The organism is Streptomyces sp. NPDC004647 (assembly GCF_040609575.1).
In the GTDB taxonomy this organism is placed as follows: Bacteria; Actinomycetota; Actinomycetes; order Streptomycetales; family Streptomycetaceae; genus Streptomyces.
The window spans coordinates 1-18322 of sequence record NZ_JBEXKU010000115.1 but is presented as its reverse complement, the minus strand read 5'-3'; the positions used below and the strand labels follow the sequence as shown (position 1 = coordinate 18322).

Here is an 18322-nt window from a genome sequence, read left to right as displayed (position 1 = left end):
GCATGAACTGACCAAGGACCTCGACCTGGCCGCCTTCGTGCTCTACTCCTCCACCGCCGGTGTCATGGGCAGTCCGGGACAGGCCAACTACGCGGGAGGCAACGCCTTCCTCGACGCACTGGCCGCGCACCGGCGCTCCCTGGGGCTGCCCGGGCTCTCACTGGCCTGGGGCGCCTGGGAGCAGGGCGTGGGCATGACCAGCACGCTGGAGGACCACGACGTACGCCGGGTCAGCGGCGGCTCCGGAATGCCGCTCCTCTCGGTGGAACGGGGCCTGGCACTGTTCGATGCCGCCACCGCGAGCGACGAGGCGCTGATCGTCCCGCTCGCCATCTCCGGCGGCGCGATCCCGGCCGCGGCCGGCGTGCCGGCCATCCTGCGCGGACTCGTACGGAGCGGCCGCCGCGCCGCGAAGAGCGGAGCCGCCGGGGTGTCCCGCGCGGGCCTCGTCGAACGGCTGGCCGCGCTGCCCGAGGACGAGCGGCCCCGGCTGCTGACCGACCTCGTCCGCGCCGAGGCGGCGGTGGTGCTCGCACACTCCTCGCCCGAGGCCATCGCCGTGGAACGGGAGTTCCGCCGGCTGGGCTTCGACTCGCTGACGGCCGTCGAACTGCGCAACCGGCTGGCGACCGCCACCGGACTGACGCTGCCCGCCACTCTGATCTTCGACTACCCCACACCGGCCCGGCTCGCCGCGTATCTGCTCGACGAGCTGGTGGGCGACGACGCCGTCGCGGCCGTCGCCGTGCGCGAGTCGCGCGACAACTCCGACGTCACCGACGATCCGATCGCGATCGTCGGCATGAGCTGCCGTTTCCCCGGCGGTGTGGAGTCCCCGGAAGGGCTCTGGGAGCTGGTGCTCTCCGGTGGCGACGCCATCTCCGGCTTCCCCGACGACCGTGGCTGGGAGGCCGACGCGACCATCGGCGCGGTCGAGGGCCAGGGCGGATTCCTGCGGGACGTCGCCGACTTCGACGCCGGATTCTTCGGCATCTCGCCGCGCGAGGCCATTGCCATGGACCCGCAGCAGCGCGTCCTGCTCGAAGTCTCCTGGGAGGCCGCCGAACGGGCGGGCATCGACCCGGCCACCCTGCGCGGCAGCCGCACCGGCGTCTTCGTCGGTGTCAGCGGCCAGGACTACGTCGGCCTTGTCATGCGGGCGAAGGACGATGTGGCGGGCCATGCCACGACCGGCCTCGCGGTCAGTGTCGTCTCCGGCCGGCTGGCCTACGCGCTCGGCCTGGAGGGCCCGGCGATGTCGGTCGACACCGCATGCTCGTCCTCCCTCGTCTCGCTGCACCTCGCATCCCAGGCCCTGCGCAGTGGCGAGTGCTCGCTTGCCCTCGCGGGCGGCGTGACGGTGATGACCACTTCCGCGAACTTCGCCGGCTTCTCCCGGATGGGCGGACTGGCCGGCGACGGCCGGTGCAAGGCGTTCTCCGACTCCGCCGACGGCACGGGCTGGTCCGAGGGCGCGGCCGTGCTGGTTCTGGAGCGGCTGTCGGACGCGCGGCGCAACGGACACCGGGTGCTGGCGGTCGTACGGGGCAGCGCCGTCAACCAGGACGGTGCGTCGAACGGTCTGACGGCGCCGAACGGCCCCGCCCAACAGCGGGTGATCCGGCAGGCGCTCGCCAATGCCGGACTGTCCCCGGCCGACGTGGACGCCGTGGAGGCGCACGGCACCGGGACACCGCTCGGTGACCCGATCGAGGCGCAGGCGCTGCTTGCTACGTACGGCCAGGACCGCGATCAGGAACTGCCGCTGCTGCTGGGCTCGGTGAAGTCCAACATCGGCCACACCCAGGCCGCGGCGGGCGCCGCCGGTCTGGTCAAGATGGTGATGGCGCTGCGGCACGGGACGCTCCCGAGGACCCTGCATCTGACCGAGCCGTCAAGGCATGTCGACTGGTCTGCGGGTGCCATGGAGCTGCTGGTCGAGAACACGGCGTGGCCGGAGACCGGGCGCGCACGCCGGGCCGGTGTCTCGTCCTTCGGGATCAGCGGTACGAACGCGCACGTGGTCCTGGAACAGGCGGACCCGGTGCTGGACGCCGCCGACCGTGCGCCGGTCACCACCGGGGTCGCCCCGGTCGCCGTGCCGTGGCTCGTATCGGCCAAGAGCGAAGCCGCACTGGACGGACAGATCAGCCGTCTCCGGGCCTTCGCGCGGGAGTACCCCGAGCGTTCCGCGATCGACGTCGGCCACTCGCTGGCGACGGGCCGCTCGCTCTTCGAGCACCGCGCGGTGCTGCTGGCGACCGGCGAGGGTGTCTCGGATGTCGCCCGGGGCCTGGCCACCGAGCGGTCGACGGCGGTGCTGTTCTCGGGTCAGGGTTCGCAGCGGCTGGGGATGTGCCGGGAGTTGTACGGGCGGTTTCCGGTGTTCGCGGAGGCGCTGGATTCCGTACTGGGGCTGTTGGACGGTGAGTTGGGCCGTTCGCTGCGTGAGGTGATGTGGGGCGAGGACGCCGAGCTGCTGAACGGGACGGGCTTTGCTCAGCCTGCTTTGTTCGCGGTTGAGGTGGCGTTGTTCCGGCTGGTCGAGTCGTGGGGCGTGCGGCCCGACTTCGTGGCGGGTCATTCGATCGGTGAGATCGCAGCCGCCCATGTGGCGGGGGTGTTCTCGCTGGAGGATGCCTGCACGCTGGTGGTGGCGCGGGCGCGGCTGATGCAGGCGCTGCCGTCGGGCGGTGCCATGGTCGCGGTGCGGGCGACCGAGGACGAGGTCCTGCCGTTGCTGTCGGAGCGGGTCGCCGTGGCGGCGGCGAACGGTCCGACGTCGGTGGTCATCTCGGGTGACGAGAACGCGGTCCTGGAGGTCGCTGCCCGGCTGGAGGCCCAGGGCCGCAAGACGAGCAGGCTGCGGGTCTCGCACGCCTTCCACTCGTCGCTCATGGACCCGATGCTGGACGAGTTCCGTACCGTCGCCGAGGGTCTGGCGTACGCCGAACCGGCCGTTCCTGTCGTGTCCAACCTGACGGGTGAGGTGGCGTCGGCCGATGAGCTGTGCTCGGCCGCGTACTGGGTACGGCACGTCCGTGAGGCCGTCCGCTTCGCCGATGGTGTCCGCACGCTCGCCGACCGGGGCGTGACCACGTTCCTGGAGCTGGGCCCGGACGGAGTGCTCTCCGCGATGGCACGCGAGTCCGTGCCCGCCACCGCCGTGGTGGTCCCTGCGCTGCGCAAGGACCGTGACGAGGAAGCAGCGCTGGTCACTGCGCTGGCGCGGCTGCATGTGGCTGGTGCCACCGTCGACTGGACCGGGCTCTTCGAGGGCACCGGCGCCCGGCAGACCGATCTGCCGACCTACGTCTTCCAGCGCGAGCGGTTCTGGCCCGAGGTGGTCGGAGCGGGCCCCGCCGACGGTACGGACCCGGTCGACGCCGAGTTCTGGGCCGCGGTGGAGCGGGAGGATCTGGAGTCCCTCGCGGCGGGACTGGACGTGGACGGCGATTCGCTCGGGGCCGTACTGCCCGCGCTGTCGTCGTGGCGTACCCGGCGCAAGGCCCGTTCGGCCGTGGACGCGTGGCGCTACCGGCAGAGCTGGAAGCCGCTGACCGTCAGCGGCTCGGCCGGCCCCCTGTCCGGGACCTGGCTGGTGCTGGCGCCCGCGGCGGGAATCGCCGACGCGTGGGTGACCTCGCTGATCAGCGCTCTCGGCCCGGCCGCTGTACGAGTGGACCTCGGCACGACCGGCCTCGTCGAGCGGCTCACCGAGGCGGCCTCGGACGCACCGGCGGAGATCGCGGGTGTGGTGTCGCTGCTCGCACTCGACGAGTCGGCCGGCCCCGCCGGGGTACCGGCAGGCCTCATCGCCACCGCCGTCCTCACCCAGTCGCTCGGTGACGCGGGCATCACAGCCCCCCTCTGGGCCGTCACACGTGGCGCCGTCTCCACCGTCCGCTCCGAGCCGCTCGCCAGTCCGGCGCAGGCCGCCGTATGGGGCCTCGGCAGGGTCGCGGCGCTCGAACAGCCCCGGCAGTGGGGCGGGCTGGCCGATCTGCCCGAGGAACTGGACGAGCGGTCCGTACGGCGCTTCGTCGCCGTACTGGCCGGCCAGGGCGGCGAGGACCAGGTGGCGTTCCGCGCCTCGGGCGTGTTCGGCCGCAGGATGGTCCCCGCGCCCGCCACGGAGAACGCGGGAGCGGCTGAGGAGCGGTGGCAGCCCTCCGGCACGGTGCTCATCACCGGCGGTACGGGCGCGCTCGGTGCCCATGTCGCGCGCCGGCTGGCGAGCGAGGGCGTCCGGCATCTCGTACTCCTGAGCCGTCGGGGCCCGGAGGCGCCCGGCGCCGAGGAACTGCGGGCGGAACTGACCGCTCTCGGTGTACAGGTCACCCTCACCGCCGGTGACGCGGCCGACCGGGACCAGTTGGCGGGAGTGCTCGCCGCCGTTCCCGAGGACAGCCCGCTGACCGGTGTGGTGCACGCGGCGGGCGTGCTGGACGACGGGGTGCTGGCCGGTCTGACGGCCGAGCGGTTCGAGACGGTGTTCCGCTCGAAGGTCGCCTCGGCCCTGCTGCTCGACGAGCTGACACGCGATCTCGACCTGTCGGTGTTCGCCCTGTTCTCCTCGGTGGCGGGCTCGGTCGGCAACCCCGGCCAGGCCAACTACGCCGCCGCCAACACGGTCCTCGACGCGCTGGCCGAGCGACGCAGGTCCCTCGGTCTGCCGGCGACCTCGATCGCCTGGGGCGCGTGGGGCGGCAGCGGTATGGCCGGCCAGTCGACCCGGGCCGGGCACGTCGCCCACGCGGAGGGGCCGAGCGCACTCGACCCCGAGCAGGCGGTCTCCGCGCTGCTCCGCGTCGTCGTGGAGCCCGAGCCGACCGTTGTCCTCGCCGACCTCCAGCAGCCGCAGCTGCTGAACGCCCTGCTCAGCCTGCGCCCCAGCCCCCTGCTCGGCGATCTGCCCGAGGCACGCAAGGCGCTGACGGCGGTACGGGAGGCGCGCCGCGAAAGCGAAACGGCCGCGTCCGGGCTGCGGGAGCGGCTGCGCGGAGCGACCGGGGCCGAGCGGACCGCCGTACTGCTCGGTGTCGTCCGTGCCCAGGCCGCCGCGGTACTCGGACACACCGGAGCCGACGCGATCAGGGGCGACAAGGCCTTCCGCGACCTCGGCTTCGACTCGCTGACCGCGGTCGAACTCAGCAACCGGCTCACGGAGATGACCGGTCTGGCGCTCCCCGCCGGCTTGGTGTTCGACTACCCGACCGCGCACGCGCTTGCCGGACACCTCCTCGCCGAACTGCTCGGCGAGGAGAGCGGACCGGAGACCGGCACGGCGGGCGCCACTGGCCCCGCTCCGGCCGGGGTCACCGACGACCCGGTCGTCATCGTCGGCATGGCCTGCCGCTTCCCGGGCGGGGTGCGCTCGCCCGAGGACCTGTGGCAGCTGCTCACCGAAGGCCGGGACGGCATCGCCGAGTTCCCCACGGACCGTGGCTGGAACCTCGATGTCCTCGCGGGCGCCGGTCAGGGCCGCAGCGCGACGCGCGAGGGCGGATTCCTCTACGAGGCCGCCGACTTCGACCCGGGCTTCTTCGACATCTCACCGCGTGAGGCCCTAGCCATGGATCCCCAGCAGCGGCTGCTGCTGGAGACCGCCTGGGAGGCTTTCGAGCGCACCGGGACCGACCCGGCTTCCCTGCGCGGCAGCCGGACCGGCGTGTTCGTCGGCACCAACGGCCAGGACTACGCCAACCTGATCCTCCGGGCGAACGAGGACGTGGAAGGGCACGCCGGCACGGGTCTGGCCGCCAGCGTCATCTCCGGCAGGCTCTCCTACGCCTTCGGCTTCGAGGGCCCCGCCGTCACCGTGGACACCGCCTGCTCCTCCTCACTGGTCGCGCTGCACTGGGCCGCCCAGGCGCTGCGCGCGGACGAGTGCTCCATGGCGCTGGTCGGCGGTGTCACCGTGATGTCGACCTCGACGAGCTTCGCCGGATTCACCCGCCAGGGCGGTCTCGCACCGGACGGGCGCTGCAAGGCGTTCTCCGACTCGGCAGACGGCACCGGATGGTCGGAAGGCGTCGGCGTGATCGTCGTCGAGAGGCTGTCCGACGCCCGGCGCAACGGCCACGAGATCCTGGCGGTGCTGCGTGGTTCCGCCGTCAACCAGGACGGTGCGTCGAACGGGCTCACCGCCCCCAACGGCCCCTCCCAGCAGCGGGTGATCCGCCAGGCCCTCGCCAGTGGCGGTCTCACCCCCGCGGATGTGGACGCCGTCGAGGCCCACGGCACCGGCACCGCGCTGGGCGACCCCATCGAGGCCGGTGCTCTCCTCGCGACGTACGGACGCGACCGGGCTCCCGAGCGGCCCCTGCTGCTCGGATCCGTGAAGTCGAACCTCGGCCACACGCAGGCCGCCGCCGGTGTCGCGGGCGTACTGAAGACGGTGCTGGCGCTCCGGCACGGCAGTCTGCCCCGGACGCTGCACGTCAGTGAGCCCTCGACCCGGGTCAACTGGTCCTCGGGTGCGGTCGAGCTGCTGACCGAGCAGCGCGAATGGCCGGAGACCGGGCGCGCCCGCCGGGCCGGTGTGTCGTCCTTCGGCATCAGCGGCACCAACGCGCACGTCGTCCTGGAGCAGGCGCCGCCGGCCGCGCCGGCGGTGAGCACGTCCGTTCCCGGGGTCGCGCCGGCCGTCGTGCCCTGGCTCGTAGCGGCCAAGAGCGAAGCCGCGCTCGACGGACAGCTGGACCGGCTGCGGTCCTTCGTGGGGGGCCGCCCCGGGCTCTCCCCGGTCGACATCGGTCTCTCGCTGCTCGAGGGCCGGTCGGCCTTCGAACACCGGGCCGTGCTGATGGCCCCGGCCACCGGCGCTGACGCGTCGGCGCCGGTGGCCGCCAGGGGAGTGGCCGTGGAACGGCCGACGGCCGTCCTCTTCTCCGGCCAGGGCAGCCAGCGGCTGGGCATGGGCCGCGAGCTGTACGCGCGTTTCCCGGTCTTCGCCGACGCCCTCGACTCCGTACTGGCCCATCTGGACCCGGAGTTGAACGGTCCGCTGCGTGAGGTGATCTGGGGCGACGACGCCGGGACGCTGAACCGCACCGCGTACACCCAGCCCGCGCTGTTCGCGGTCGAGGTGGCGCTGTTCCGGCTGGTGGAGTCGTGGGGTGTGACCCCGGACTTCGTGGCGGGCCACTCGATCGGTGAGATCGCCGCCGCCCATGTGGCGGGGGTGTTCTCGCTGGAGGACGCCGTCCGGCTGGTCGCCGCCCGCGCCCGGCTGATGGAGGCGCTGCCCGAGGGCGGTGCCATGGTCGCCGTGGAGGCCACCGAGGACGAGGTCCGGCCGCTGCTCTGCGACCGGGTGGCGATCGCCGCCGTCAACGGTCCCACGGCGGTGGTGATCTCCGGCGACGAGGACCGGGTGCTGAAGGCCGCTGAGCACCTGGCGGCCGAGGGACGCAGGACGAGCCGGCTCCCGGTGAGCCACGCGTTCCACTCGCCCCTGATGGACCCGATGCTGGGCGCTTTCCGGGCGGTCGCCGAGAAGCTCACGTACCACGCGCCCCGCATCCCGGTCGTCTCGAACCTGACCGGCGAGCCGGCCACGGGCGGCGAACTGCGCTCCGCCGACTACTGGGTACGGCATGTCCGCGAGGCGGTCCGCTTCGCCGACGGCGTACGGACCCTCGCCGGCAACGGCGTCGGCACCTTCCTGGAGCTGGGCCCGGACGGGGTGCTGTCCGCCATGGTCCGCGCGTCCGTTCCGGAGGAGGCCGTGGTGGTGCCCGTCCTGCGCAAGGACAGGCCCGAGGAACTGACCGCCGTCACCGCGCTGGCCCAGCTGCACACGCACGGTGCCACGGCCGACTGGACCGGGATCTTCTCCGGTACGGGCGCGCGGCGGACCGAACTGCCGACGTACGCCTTCCAGCGCGAGCGCTACTGGCCCACGGTGTCCGTGGCCGCGGCAGGCGACGCCTCCGGCCTCGGCATGGTGGCCGCCGGACATCCGCTGCTGGGCGCCGCTACGACGGTGGCCGGCTCCGACGACGTGGTGCTGACGGGCCGGCTGTCGCTCCCGGCGCTTGCCTGGCTGGCGGCCCACCGGATCTCCGACGGGTCCGTGCCGCTGCCGGCGGCGGCCTTCGCCGAACTGGCCGTACGCGCCGGTGACGAGGCCGGCTGCGCCGTGGTCGAGGAACTGACCGTGGAGACCGCACTGTTGGTGCGCGACGAAGGCGCGGTGCGGATCCAGGTACGGGTGGGGGCCGCCGACGAGGCGGGCCGCCGTCCCCTGGACGTACACGCCCGCCCGGAGTCCGCGGCGGATCTGCCGTGGACCCGGCACGCCACCGGAGTGCTGGCCGCCGGTGACGGAACGGGGACGCCGGACACGGAGTTCGACACCTCCGTATGGCCGCCCGCGGGCGCCGAAGCCGTCGCCTTCGCGTGGGACGGCGCCGACGAGCGGACCGGTACGCAGGCCGCCTGGCGGCTGGACGGCTCGGTGTACGCGGAGATCTCGCTCCCCGAAGAGGCGGGCAGGGACGGCGCGTTCACGATGCACCCGACGCTGCTGGACACCGCTGTCCGGGCGGCCGGACTGCTGGACACCGACGGTGGTGACGGGGGAGTCGAAGCGTTCGCGTGGCACGGACTGACCCTGCACGCGGGCGCCGCCACGGCGCTGCGGGTACGGCTGACCGCCACCGGCCAGGACACCGTGTCGCTGGCGGCCGTCGATGTGGACGGCGCACCGGTGATCTCCGCACGCTCGCTGACCGTCCGTACGGTGGCGGACGTGGCTCCCGTCGCGGCGGGAGTCACGGCCGCAGGAGAGCACGCTCCGCTGCTCGGCGTCGTATGGGAGGCGGCCCTCGCCGCCCCGGCGGAGCCCGCGTCCCTCGCCGGCCTGCGCTGGGCGGTCGTCGGCGCGGACCCGGCCGGCCTGGCGGCCGAGCTGGACACGGTGGACGGTGTGTCCGCCGTACGCGCCGGGTCACTGGCCGCACTTCTCGACGCCGAAGGGCCGTTCCCCGACGTCGTACTGGCCCCCGTCACCGGGGACCCGGGCGGCGCCGAGAACGTCCCGGCCGCTCTGCGGACCGCGACCGTAGCCGCCCTCGACCTGATGCGCGCCTGGTCCGCCGACCGTCGGACCGTCGGATCGCGACTGGTGTTCGTCACCCGGGGCGCGGTCGCCGTCGGACCCGAGAACGTACGGGACCTGATCGCCGCCCCCCTCTGGGGCCTGGTCCGCTCCGCCCAGCTCGAGGAGCCCGACAGCTACCTGCTGCTCGACCTCGACGAACTCGATGCCCCCGGCACGGCTCTCACCGCGCTGCCGGGCCTGCTGGACGCCGGTGAGTCCCAGGCGGCGCTGCGCGACGGCGCCGTACGGGTGGCCCGGCTGGCCCGGCTGCCCGAGACAGGCGTCACGCCGCCGCCGGACCGGGTTCGTGCCTGGGACCGCGACGGCACGGTGCTGATCACGGGTGGCACCGGCGGCCTCGGCAGTGCGCTCGCCAGGCATCTGGTGACCGCGCACGGCATGAAGCATCTGCTGCTGGTCGGCCGGCGTGGACCCGACGCGCCCGGCGCGAAGGAGCTGCGGGCCGAACTGACCGGCCTCGGCGCCGAGGTGCATGTCGCCGCCTGCGACGTCGCCGACCGTACGGCGCTGGACGCGCTGCTGGCCGCCGTACCTGCCGAACACCCGCTGACCGCCGTGGTGCACACCGCAGGCGTGCTGGGCGACGCCACCATCGGTTCGCTCACCCCCGACCTGGTGGACCGGACGCTGCGCCCCAAGGCGGATGCGGCCTGGTGGCTGCACGAGGCAACCCGGGACCTCGGCCACGAGCCGGCCGGATTCGTCCTGTACTCGTCGGTCGCCGGAGTCACCGGGGGACCGGGGCAGGGCAACTACGCCGCCGCCAACGCGTTCCTGGACGCGCTGGCCGGGCACCGCGCCGCCCTCGGCCTGCCCGCCGTATCGCTGGCCTGGGGCCCGTGGGCGCAGGACAGCGGTATGACCAGCACCCTGAGCGGCACCGACCTGCGGCGGATGTCCCGCTCGCAGCACGCCCTGCTGTCGGTGGAACAGGGCCTCGCGCTGTTCGACGCGGCGATGGCACGCGACGAAGCGCTGGTCGTCCCGGTACGGATGGCCGACGGAACGGGTGCGGCGGCGACTGCCGGGGTCCCCGCGATCCTGCGCGGGCTGACCCGCACCACGCGCCGCACGGCCGCCACCCGCAGCCGTGCCACCCATCTGACCGAGCGTCTGGAAGCACTGGGCGCCCAGGAGCGGGAGACGGTCCTGGTGGAGTTCGTACGGGCCGACACCGCCGCCGTACTGGGACACCCCTCGGCGGACGCCGTCCCGGCCGACCGGGACTTCAGCCGGCTGGGCTTCGACTCGCTGATGGCGGTGGAGCTGCGCACCAGGCTGGCCGCGTCCACGGGCGTACGGCTCGCCACCACCCTTGTGTTCGACCACCCCACGCCGGTCGCTGTCGCCCGGCACCTCGTGTCGGCGCTGTTCGGCGCGGACACCCCAGACGCGGACGCTTCGCCGCTGGCTGCGCTCGACCGGCTGGAGGCGGCGCTCACCGAGGGCGAGATCGACGAGGTCACCAGGACCGGAGTCGCCGGACGGCTGCGTCAGCTGCTCGCGAGGTGGGACGGATCCGCCCCGGAGACCGGCGGACTCGTCGTCACCGAACGGATCGAGGCCGCGAGCGCCGACGAGATCCTTGCCTTCATCGACAACGAGCTCGGCCGGTCAACGGATTCCTGACAGGGGCCCACTCCCCTCGCACGCGATACATCCGAGGAAGGTTCACGGACGATGCCGGACGAAAAGAAACTCGTCGAATACCTGAAGTGGGTCACGACGGACCTGCACCAGACCCGCCAACGACTCCAGGAAGCCGAATCGGGTCGCCACGAACCGGTGGCGATCGTCGGGATGGGGTGCAGGTTCCCGGGCGGGGTCCGGTCCCCGGAGGACTTCTGGGAACTGCTCGTCTCCGGCCGGAGCGCGATCTCCGGATTCCCGGACGACCGCGGCTGGGACCTGGACACGCTCGCCGGTGACGGGGAGGGACGCAGCGCCACCCAGGAAGGCGGCTTCCTGCACGAGGCACCACGATTTGACCCCGCCTTCTTCGACATATCCCCGCGCGAGGCCCTCGCCATGGACCCGCAGCAGCGGCTGCTCCTCGAGGTGTCCTGGGAGGCCATCGAGCGTTCGGGCATCGACCCGGGCGCGCTGCGCGGCAGCAGGACCGGCGTATTCGTCGGCACCAACTCCCAGGACTACGCCCACCTGGTGCTCGCCTCGCGCGACGACATGGGCGGCTACACGGGCAACGGCCTCGCGGCGAGCGTCATGTCGGGCCGGCTGTCCTTCGTCCTCGGTCTGGAGGGCCCGGCGGTCACGCTCGACACGGCGTGCTCGTCCTCGCTGGTGACGCTGCACCTCGCCGCGCAGGCCGTACGCAACGGCGAATGCTCGCTGGCACTGGCCGGTGGGGTGACCGTGATGGCGACCTCCTCCAGCTTCGCCGGGTTCAGCGTCCAGGGCGGACTGGCCGCCGACGGGCGCTGCAAGGCCTTCTCCGATGCGGCGGACGGTACCGCCTGGTCCGAGGGCGCCGGAATGCTGGTCGTCGAGCGGCTGTCCGACGCCCGGCGCAACGGACATCCGGTCCTCGCGGTGCTGCGCGGCAGTGCGGTCAACCAGGACGGTGCGTCCAACGGTCTGAGCGCGCCCAACGGCCCCTCCCAGCAGCGGGTGATCCGCCAGGCCCTGGCCGGCGCCGGGCTCTCCCCGGCCGATGTGGACGCCGTCGAGGCGCACGGTACGGGCACCACCCTGGGCGACCCCATCGAGGCGGGCGCCCTGCTGGCCACCTACGGCCGGGACCGCGACCCGGAGCGCCCGCTGTGGCTCGGCGCGGTCAAGTCGAACCTCGGTCACACCCAGGCGGCCGCGGGTGTCGCGGGTGTGATGAAGATGGTGCTCGCGCTCCGCGAAGGAGTCCTGCCCCGAACGCTGCACGTGGACGCGCCGTCCTCGCACGTCGACTGGTCGGCCGGTGACGTACGGCTGCTGACCGAGCCGGTGGAGTGGCCGGAGGGCGACCGGGTGCGCCGCGCCGGTGTGTCGTCGTTCGGCATCAGCGGCACCAACGCGCATGTGCTCATCGAGCAGGCCCCGCCCGCCGAGGAAGCGGACGAGCCCGCACCGTCGCCGCGGGTCACGCCGGAGACCGTGCCGTGGCCCGTTTCGGGCCGGAGCGAGGCCGCGCTCGACGCGCAGCTGGACCGGATCCGGGCCCTGGCGGACGTGCCGGGACGCGACCCGCTCGACATCGGCTTCTCGCTCGCCACGACCCGCTCCGCGTTCGAGCACCGCGCGGTGCTGCTGGCCGCCGAGGGCGAGGACGGAGCACTCGTCGAGGCCGCGCGCGGGGTGTCCGGCAAGGGCGCGCTGGCCGTGCTGTTCTCCGGCCAGGGCTCCCAGCGCATCGGGATGGGCCGGGAGCTGTACGCGCGTTTCCCCGTCTTCGCCGAGGTACTGGACACCGTACTGGCCCAGCTGGACGGGGAGTTGGAGCGTCCGCTGCGCGATGTCATGTGGGGTGAGGACCCGGACGCGCTGAACGACACGGGCTTCACCCAGCCGGCCCTGTTCGCCGTCGAGGTCGCGCTGTACCGGCTGGCCCGCTCCTGGGGTGTCAAGCCGGACTTCCTCGCCGGACACTCCGTCGGCGAGATCACGGCCGCGCATGTGGCCGGGGTGTTCTCGCTGGAGGACGCCTCCCGGCTGGTCGCCGCGCGGGCCCGGCTGATGCGGGCGCTCCCGGCCGGTGGCGCGATGGTCGCCGTACGGGCCACCGAGGACGAGGTCACGCCGCTGCTGACCGACCGGGTGTCCGTCGCCGCGGTCAACGGCCCGGACGCGGTGGTCGTCTCCGGCGACGAGGCCGCGGTACTCGGCCTCGCGGACCGGCTCGCGGCCGAGGGGCGCAAGACCACCCGGCTCCCGGTCAGCCACGCGTTCCACTCGCCGCTGATGGAGCCCATGCTCGACGCGTTCCGTGCCGTGGTCGAGGAACTGACTTTCGGTGAGCCGTCCATCCCCGTGGTGTCCAACCTGACCGGGGAGGTGGCCACGGCGGGGGAACTCGCGGACCCCGGCTACTGGGTCCGCCATGTCCGCCAGGCCGTACGGTTCGGCGACGGTGTACGCACCCTGGCCGGCCGCGGGGTACGGACGTTCCTGGAACTGGGCCCGGACGCGGTGCTCTCCGCCCTCGTACCGGAGTCCGTCGAGGACCCGGCCGTGACGGCGGTGCCCATCCTGCGCAAGGACCGGTCCGAGGAGACCTCGGCGGTCACGGCCCTCGCCGGGCTGTTCACGCGCGGGACAGCGGTGGACTGGGCCGGGCTGTTCTCCGGCACGGGCGCGCGCAGCGTGGAGCTTCCGACGTACGCGTTCCAGCGCGAGCGGTACTGGCCCACGGTCCGCGCCATCAGCGGCGACGCCTCGGGCCTCGGCCTGGTGGCCGCCGGGCATCCGCTGCTCGGCGCCGCGGTCACGATCGCCGAGTCCGACGAGATCCTGCTGACCGGCAGGCTGTCGGCGCAGTCGCACCCGTGGCTCGCCGACCACCGGGTCGACGACCGGATCGTGCTGCCGGGCACGGCCTTCGCGGAGCTGGCGATCCGGGCCGGTGACCAGGCCGGTCAGGACCGCGTCGAGGAACTGACCCTGCTCGCCCCCCTCGCGCTGGCCGAGCGCGACGCGGTCACCGTGCAGGTGCGGGTGGGCGCGTCGGACGAGACGGGCCGACGCGCGCTGACGGTGCACTCCCGCCCCGCCGACCGGGACGCCGAGCCCTGGACGACGCACGCCCGAGGTGTGCTGTCGACCCGCGGACCGGCCGAGGAAGCCGGCGGATCCGACACCGCCGAATGGCCCCCGCGCGACGCCGAACCGGTCGGCCTGGACGGTCTGTACGAGCGGCTCAGCGGCGCCGGACTGGCCTACGGGCCCGTGTTCCGGGGGCTGTCGGGCGTCTGGCGGCATGAGGGCGAGATCTTCGCCGAGGTGGCGCTGCCCGCGTCGGCCGAGGACGCCGACGCGTTCGGGATCCACCCGGCGCTGCTGGACGCCGCGATCCGTGCGGCGGGCTCCCTCGACCCCGACGGTGCCGCCGCCGTCCCGGTGTCCTGGAGCGGCCTGACCCTGCACGCCGGGGCGGCCTCCGCCCTGCGCGTACGGATCACCGCGACCGGCCCGGACGAGGTGGCGCTGACCGCGGTCGACGCGACGGGCGCCTTGGCGCTCTCCGTCGATTCGCTGGTCCTGGGCGCACCCGCCGGGGAGCGCCCGGCGGCCACGCCCTCGACCGGCGGCATCGAGCGGGGCTCGTTCCTCGCCCTCGACTGGGTGCCCGTCGCCGAGCCGGTGGCGGCGACCGGTACCCGCTGGGCGGTCGTCGGCGTCGACGAACTCGACCTGGGCTACGCGATGCACCGCGCCGACGAGTCCGTCAGCGCGTACGCGGAGTCCCTGACCGGCGCGGTCGGCGACAGCGGTGTCGCCCCCGATGTCTTCCTGGTGCCCGTGGTCGGCGACCCGGCGTCGCCCGGACCCGAGTCGGTGCGCGCCCTCACCACCTGGGTGCTCGGAATCCTCCAGGAGTGGCTGAACGAACCGGGGCTGGCGGGTTCGCGGCTGGTCTTCGTCACCCGTGGCGCCGTCGCCGTCGACGGCGAGGACATCCGGGACGTGGCCGCCGCCGCGGTCCGGGGCCTCGTACGGTCGGCGCAGACGGAGAACCCCGGCCGCTTCCTGCTGGTCGACATGGACGACGCGTTCCTGTCGGCGGGTGTCCTGCCCGGTCTGCTCACCCTCGACGAGCAGCAGTTGGTGGTGCGGAACCACACGGTCAGGGCCGGGCGCCTCACGAGGCTGCCGGAGACCGACGAGACCCCCTCGGCCAAGGGCGCAGCACGGGCCTGGGACCCCGAGGGCACCGTGCTGATCACCGGCGGAACCGGCGGCCTCGGCAGCGAGCTGGCCCGCCATCTGGCCGCCGGGCACGGCGTCCGGCACCTCCTGCTGGCCAGCCGGAGCGGCCCGGACGCCCCTGGCGTGACCGAGCTGGTCGCCTCCCTGGCCGAGCGGGGCACCGAAGCCACCGTGGTCTCCTGCGACCTGGGCGACCGGGACGCGGTGACCGCACTGCTGGCCGGGGTGCCCGACGCGCATCCGCTGACCGCCGTCGTCCACACCGCCGGTGTGCTCGGCGACGCGCTGACCGGCTCGCTGACGCCGGAGCTGCTGGAGCGCGTACTGCGGCCGAAGGCGGACGCCGCTTGGTATCTGCACGAGGCGACCCTCGACCTCGATCTCGCCGGGTTCGTGCTGTACTCCTCCGTCTCCGGTGTGCTGGGCGGTCCCGGACAGGGCAACTACGCCGCGGCCAACGCCTTCCTGGACGCGCTCGCCCAGCACCGCAGGAGCCAGGATCTGCCCGCGGTCTCCCTCGCCTGGGGTCCCTGGGGCCGGGGCAGCGGTATGACCAGTCATGTCAGCGCCACCGACCTGGAGCGGATGGCCCGGGGCGGCATGCCGCCGCTGGCCATGGACCAGGGCCTCGCGCTCTTCGACGCCGCGCTCGCCCGGGACCGGGCCACGGTGGTCCCGACCCGGATCAATGTCGCCGGACTCCGGGAGCAGCAGGCCCTGCCGGCGCTGTGGCGGGAGCTCGTACCCCGTACCCGCCGCTCCGCCGCCGCGGCCGACCGCTCGCCCGTCACCCTGCGGGAGCGGCTGCGACACCTGGGTACGGCCGAGCAGGAGAGCCTGCTCACCGAGCTCGTGGTGGGCTACTCGGCCGCGCTCCTCGGCCACCCCGACCCCAGCGGTGTCGACCCCGAACGCGGCTTCCTGGAGCTGGGGTTCGACTCGCTGGTCTCCGTCGGGCTGCGCAACCAGCTCGGCGAGGCGCTCGGCCTGCGGCTGCCGAGTTCGGTGGTGTTCGACAACGCGACACCCGTGAAGCTCGCCCGCATGCTCCACGGTGAACTGGCCGGGCAGCTCGTCCCGGGCACTTCCGGCGGCACCTCCGCCGTCGCGAGCCGGCCCCAGAACACGGACGAGACGCTGGAAGGCCTGTTCTACGCGGCGGTGAAGGCCGGAAAGATGGTCGAGGGCATGCGCATGCTGAAGGCCGTCGCCAACACGCGGCCGACCTTCGAGACGCCCGCAGACCTGGAGGAACTGTCGGAGCCCGTCGTCCTGGCGGACGGCCCGGCCAACCCCCGGCTGATCTTCGTCAGTGCTCCCGGCGCCACCGGCGGCGTGCACCAGTACGCGCGTATCGCGGCGCACTTCCGCGGCAAGCGGCAGGTCTCCGCGCTGCCGCTCATGGGGTTCGCCCCCGGTGAGCTGCTGCCGGCCACGAGCGAGGCCGCGGCCCGCATCGTGGCGGAGAGCGCCCTGCACGCCAGCGACGGCGAACCCTTCGTCCTGGTGGGGCACTCGACGGGCGGTTCGCTCGCCTATCTGGCCGCCGGGGTGCTGGAGGAGACCTGGGGCATCAAGCCCGAGGCGGTGATCCTGCTGGACACCGCGAGCATCCGCTACCAGCCGGGCGAGGGCAAGGACCTCGACAGGACCACCCGGTACTACCTGGCCGACATCGACTCGCCGTCCGTGACGCTGAACAGCGCCAGGCTCTCCGCGATGGCGCACTGGTTCATGGCGATGACCGACATCGAGACGGTGCCCACCACCGCGCCGACGATGCTCGTCCGGTGCATGGAGTCGCTGGACGGCTTCCTGTTCGACACCGCGGGAGTTCCCGCGGACGACATCCGCGAGATCGAGGCCAACCATCTGTCCCTCGCCAAGGAACACTCCGCGCTGACGGCGCGGACGATCGAGGAGTGGCTCGGCGGCCTGCCCGCCACCGAGGCGTAACGATCCGGGGCGGGCGGTGGCCCACCGCGCCGCCCGCCCCCGGCCCCCTCCCGCCTCCCGCGCGCAGCCGGGACCGACGAGCACACACGCACCACCGTCCAGAGGAGACCCCCGCCATGACCACATCCCACGAGCTGCCGTCGCTCAAGGGAGTGCCGCCGACCGTGCTGCGGCTGAGCCCGCTGCTGCGCGAGCTCCAGACACGCAGTCCCGTCTGCAAGGTGCGCACCCCCGCCGGTGACGAGGGATGGCTGGTGACACGCCACGCCGAACTCAAGGAACTGCTCCGCGACGAGCGGCTGGCCCGCGCGCACCCCGACCCGGCGAACTCCCCGCGCTACGTCCAGAACCCGTTTCTGGACATGCTCGTCAGCGACGACGCCGAACTGGCGCGGAAGCTGCACACCGAGACCCGGGCCATGCTCACCCCGAACTTCTCGGCCCGGCGCGTGCTCGACATGATGCCGAAGGTCGAGGCCATCGCGGAAGCCGTGCTGGAGAGCTTCGTCGCGCAGGGGCCGGCCGCCGATCTGCACGGCGGGTTCTCCCTGCCGTTCTCGCTGTCCGTGCTCGGTGAACTCATCGGCGTGCCCGCCGGGGACCGGGGTCTGCTCGCCACCCTGCTGTCCCGGATGGGCGGTCTGGACGACCCGGACACCGTCCAGGACGGACAACAGGACCTCTTCGGCTATCTGGTGGAGCTGGCGGGCCGCAAGAGGGCCGACCCCGGCGACGACGTGATCTCACGGCTGTGCGCGAAAGAGCCCTCGGACGAGCGCATCGGGCCCATCGCGGCCGGCGTGCTGTTCGCCGGACTCGAGGCCGTCGCCAGCCACATCGACCTCGGCGTGGTGCTGTTCGGCCTCTACCCCGAGCAGCGCGCGGCGGCCATGGGGGACCCGAAGCTGATGGCCGGCGCCGTGGAGGAGATCCTGCGGTCGGCGAAGGCCGGCGGCTCGGTGCTGCCGCGGTACGCAACCGAGGACGTCGAGATCGGCGGTGTCACCATCCGCTTCGGGGATCTGGTGCTGCTCGACTTCACCCTCTCCAACTTCGACACCCAGGTCTTCGACGACCCCGAGGTGTTCGACATCACCCGCTCGCCCAACGCGCATCTGACGTTCGGTCACGGCATGTGGCACTGCATCGGCGCCCCGCTCGCGCGTATGCAGCTGCAGACGGCGTACACCCTGCTCTTCACCCGCCTGCCCGGACTACGGCTCGCCCGTCCGGTCGAGGAGCTGCAGGTGCTGGGCGGCCAGCTCTCGGCCGGCCTCACCGAACTGCCGGTCACCTGGTAGCACGGACCCGGCGGAACACCACAACGGGCTCTGGCCCCACCGACCGTGGGGGCCCGTG

General features: G+C 73.4%; 3 protein-coding genes. All 3 read left to right on the top strand.

Features of this window, described 5'->3' with window-relative positions; translation table 11 throughout:
• The coding region (locus ABZW18_RS31375) for a type I polyketide synthase (protein ID WP_356194085.1) at positions 1–10759 on the top strand (10759 nt) is incomplete at its 5' end.
• A gap of 51 nt (positions 10760–10810) precedes the next feature.
• Positions 10811–16963, top strand: a complete 6153-nt coding sequence (locus tag ABZW18_RS31370) for a type I polyketide synthase (protein WP_356194083.1) — start codon at positions 10811–10813, stop codon at positions 16961–16963.
• Positions 16964–17079: 116 nt separating this feature from the next.
• Positions 17080–18264: a cytochrome P450 gene (locus ABZW18_RS31365; protein WP_356194080.1), complete on the top strand. Its 1185-nt coding sequence runs from the start codon at positions 17080–17082 to the stop codon at positions 18262–18264.
• Positions 18265–18322 lie beyond the last annotated feature (58 nt).

What these genes read in the sequence shown, in the direction of transcription:
- ABZW18_RS31370 (WP_356194083.1), top strand. Translation starts at nt 10,811, where the DNA reads ATGCCGGACGAAAAGAAACTCGTCGAATACCTGAAGTGGGTCACGACG.
- ABZW18_RS31365 (WP_356194080.1), top strand. Translation starts at nt 17,080, where the DNA reads ATGACCACATCCCACGAGCTGCCGTCGCTCAAGGGAGTGCCGCCGACC.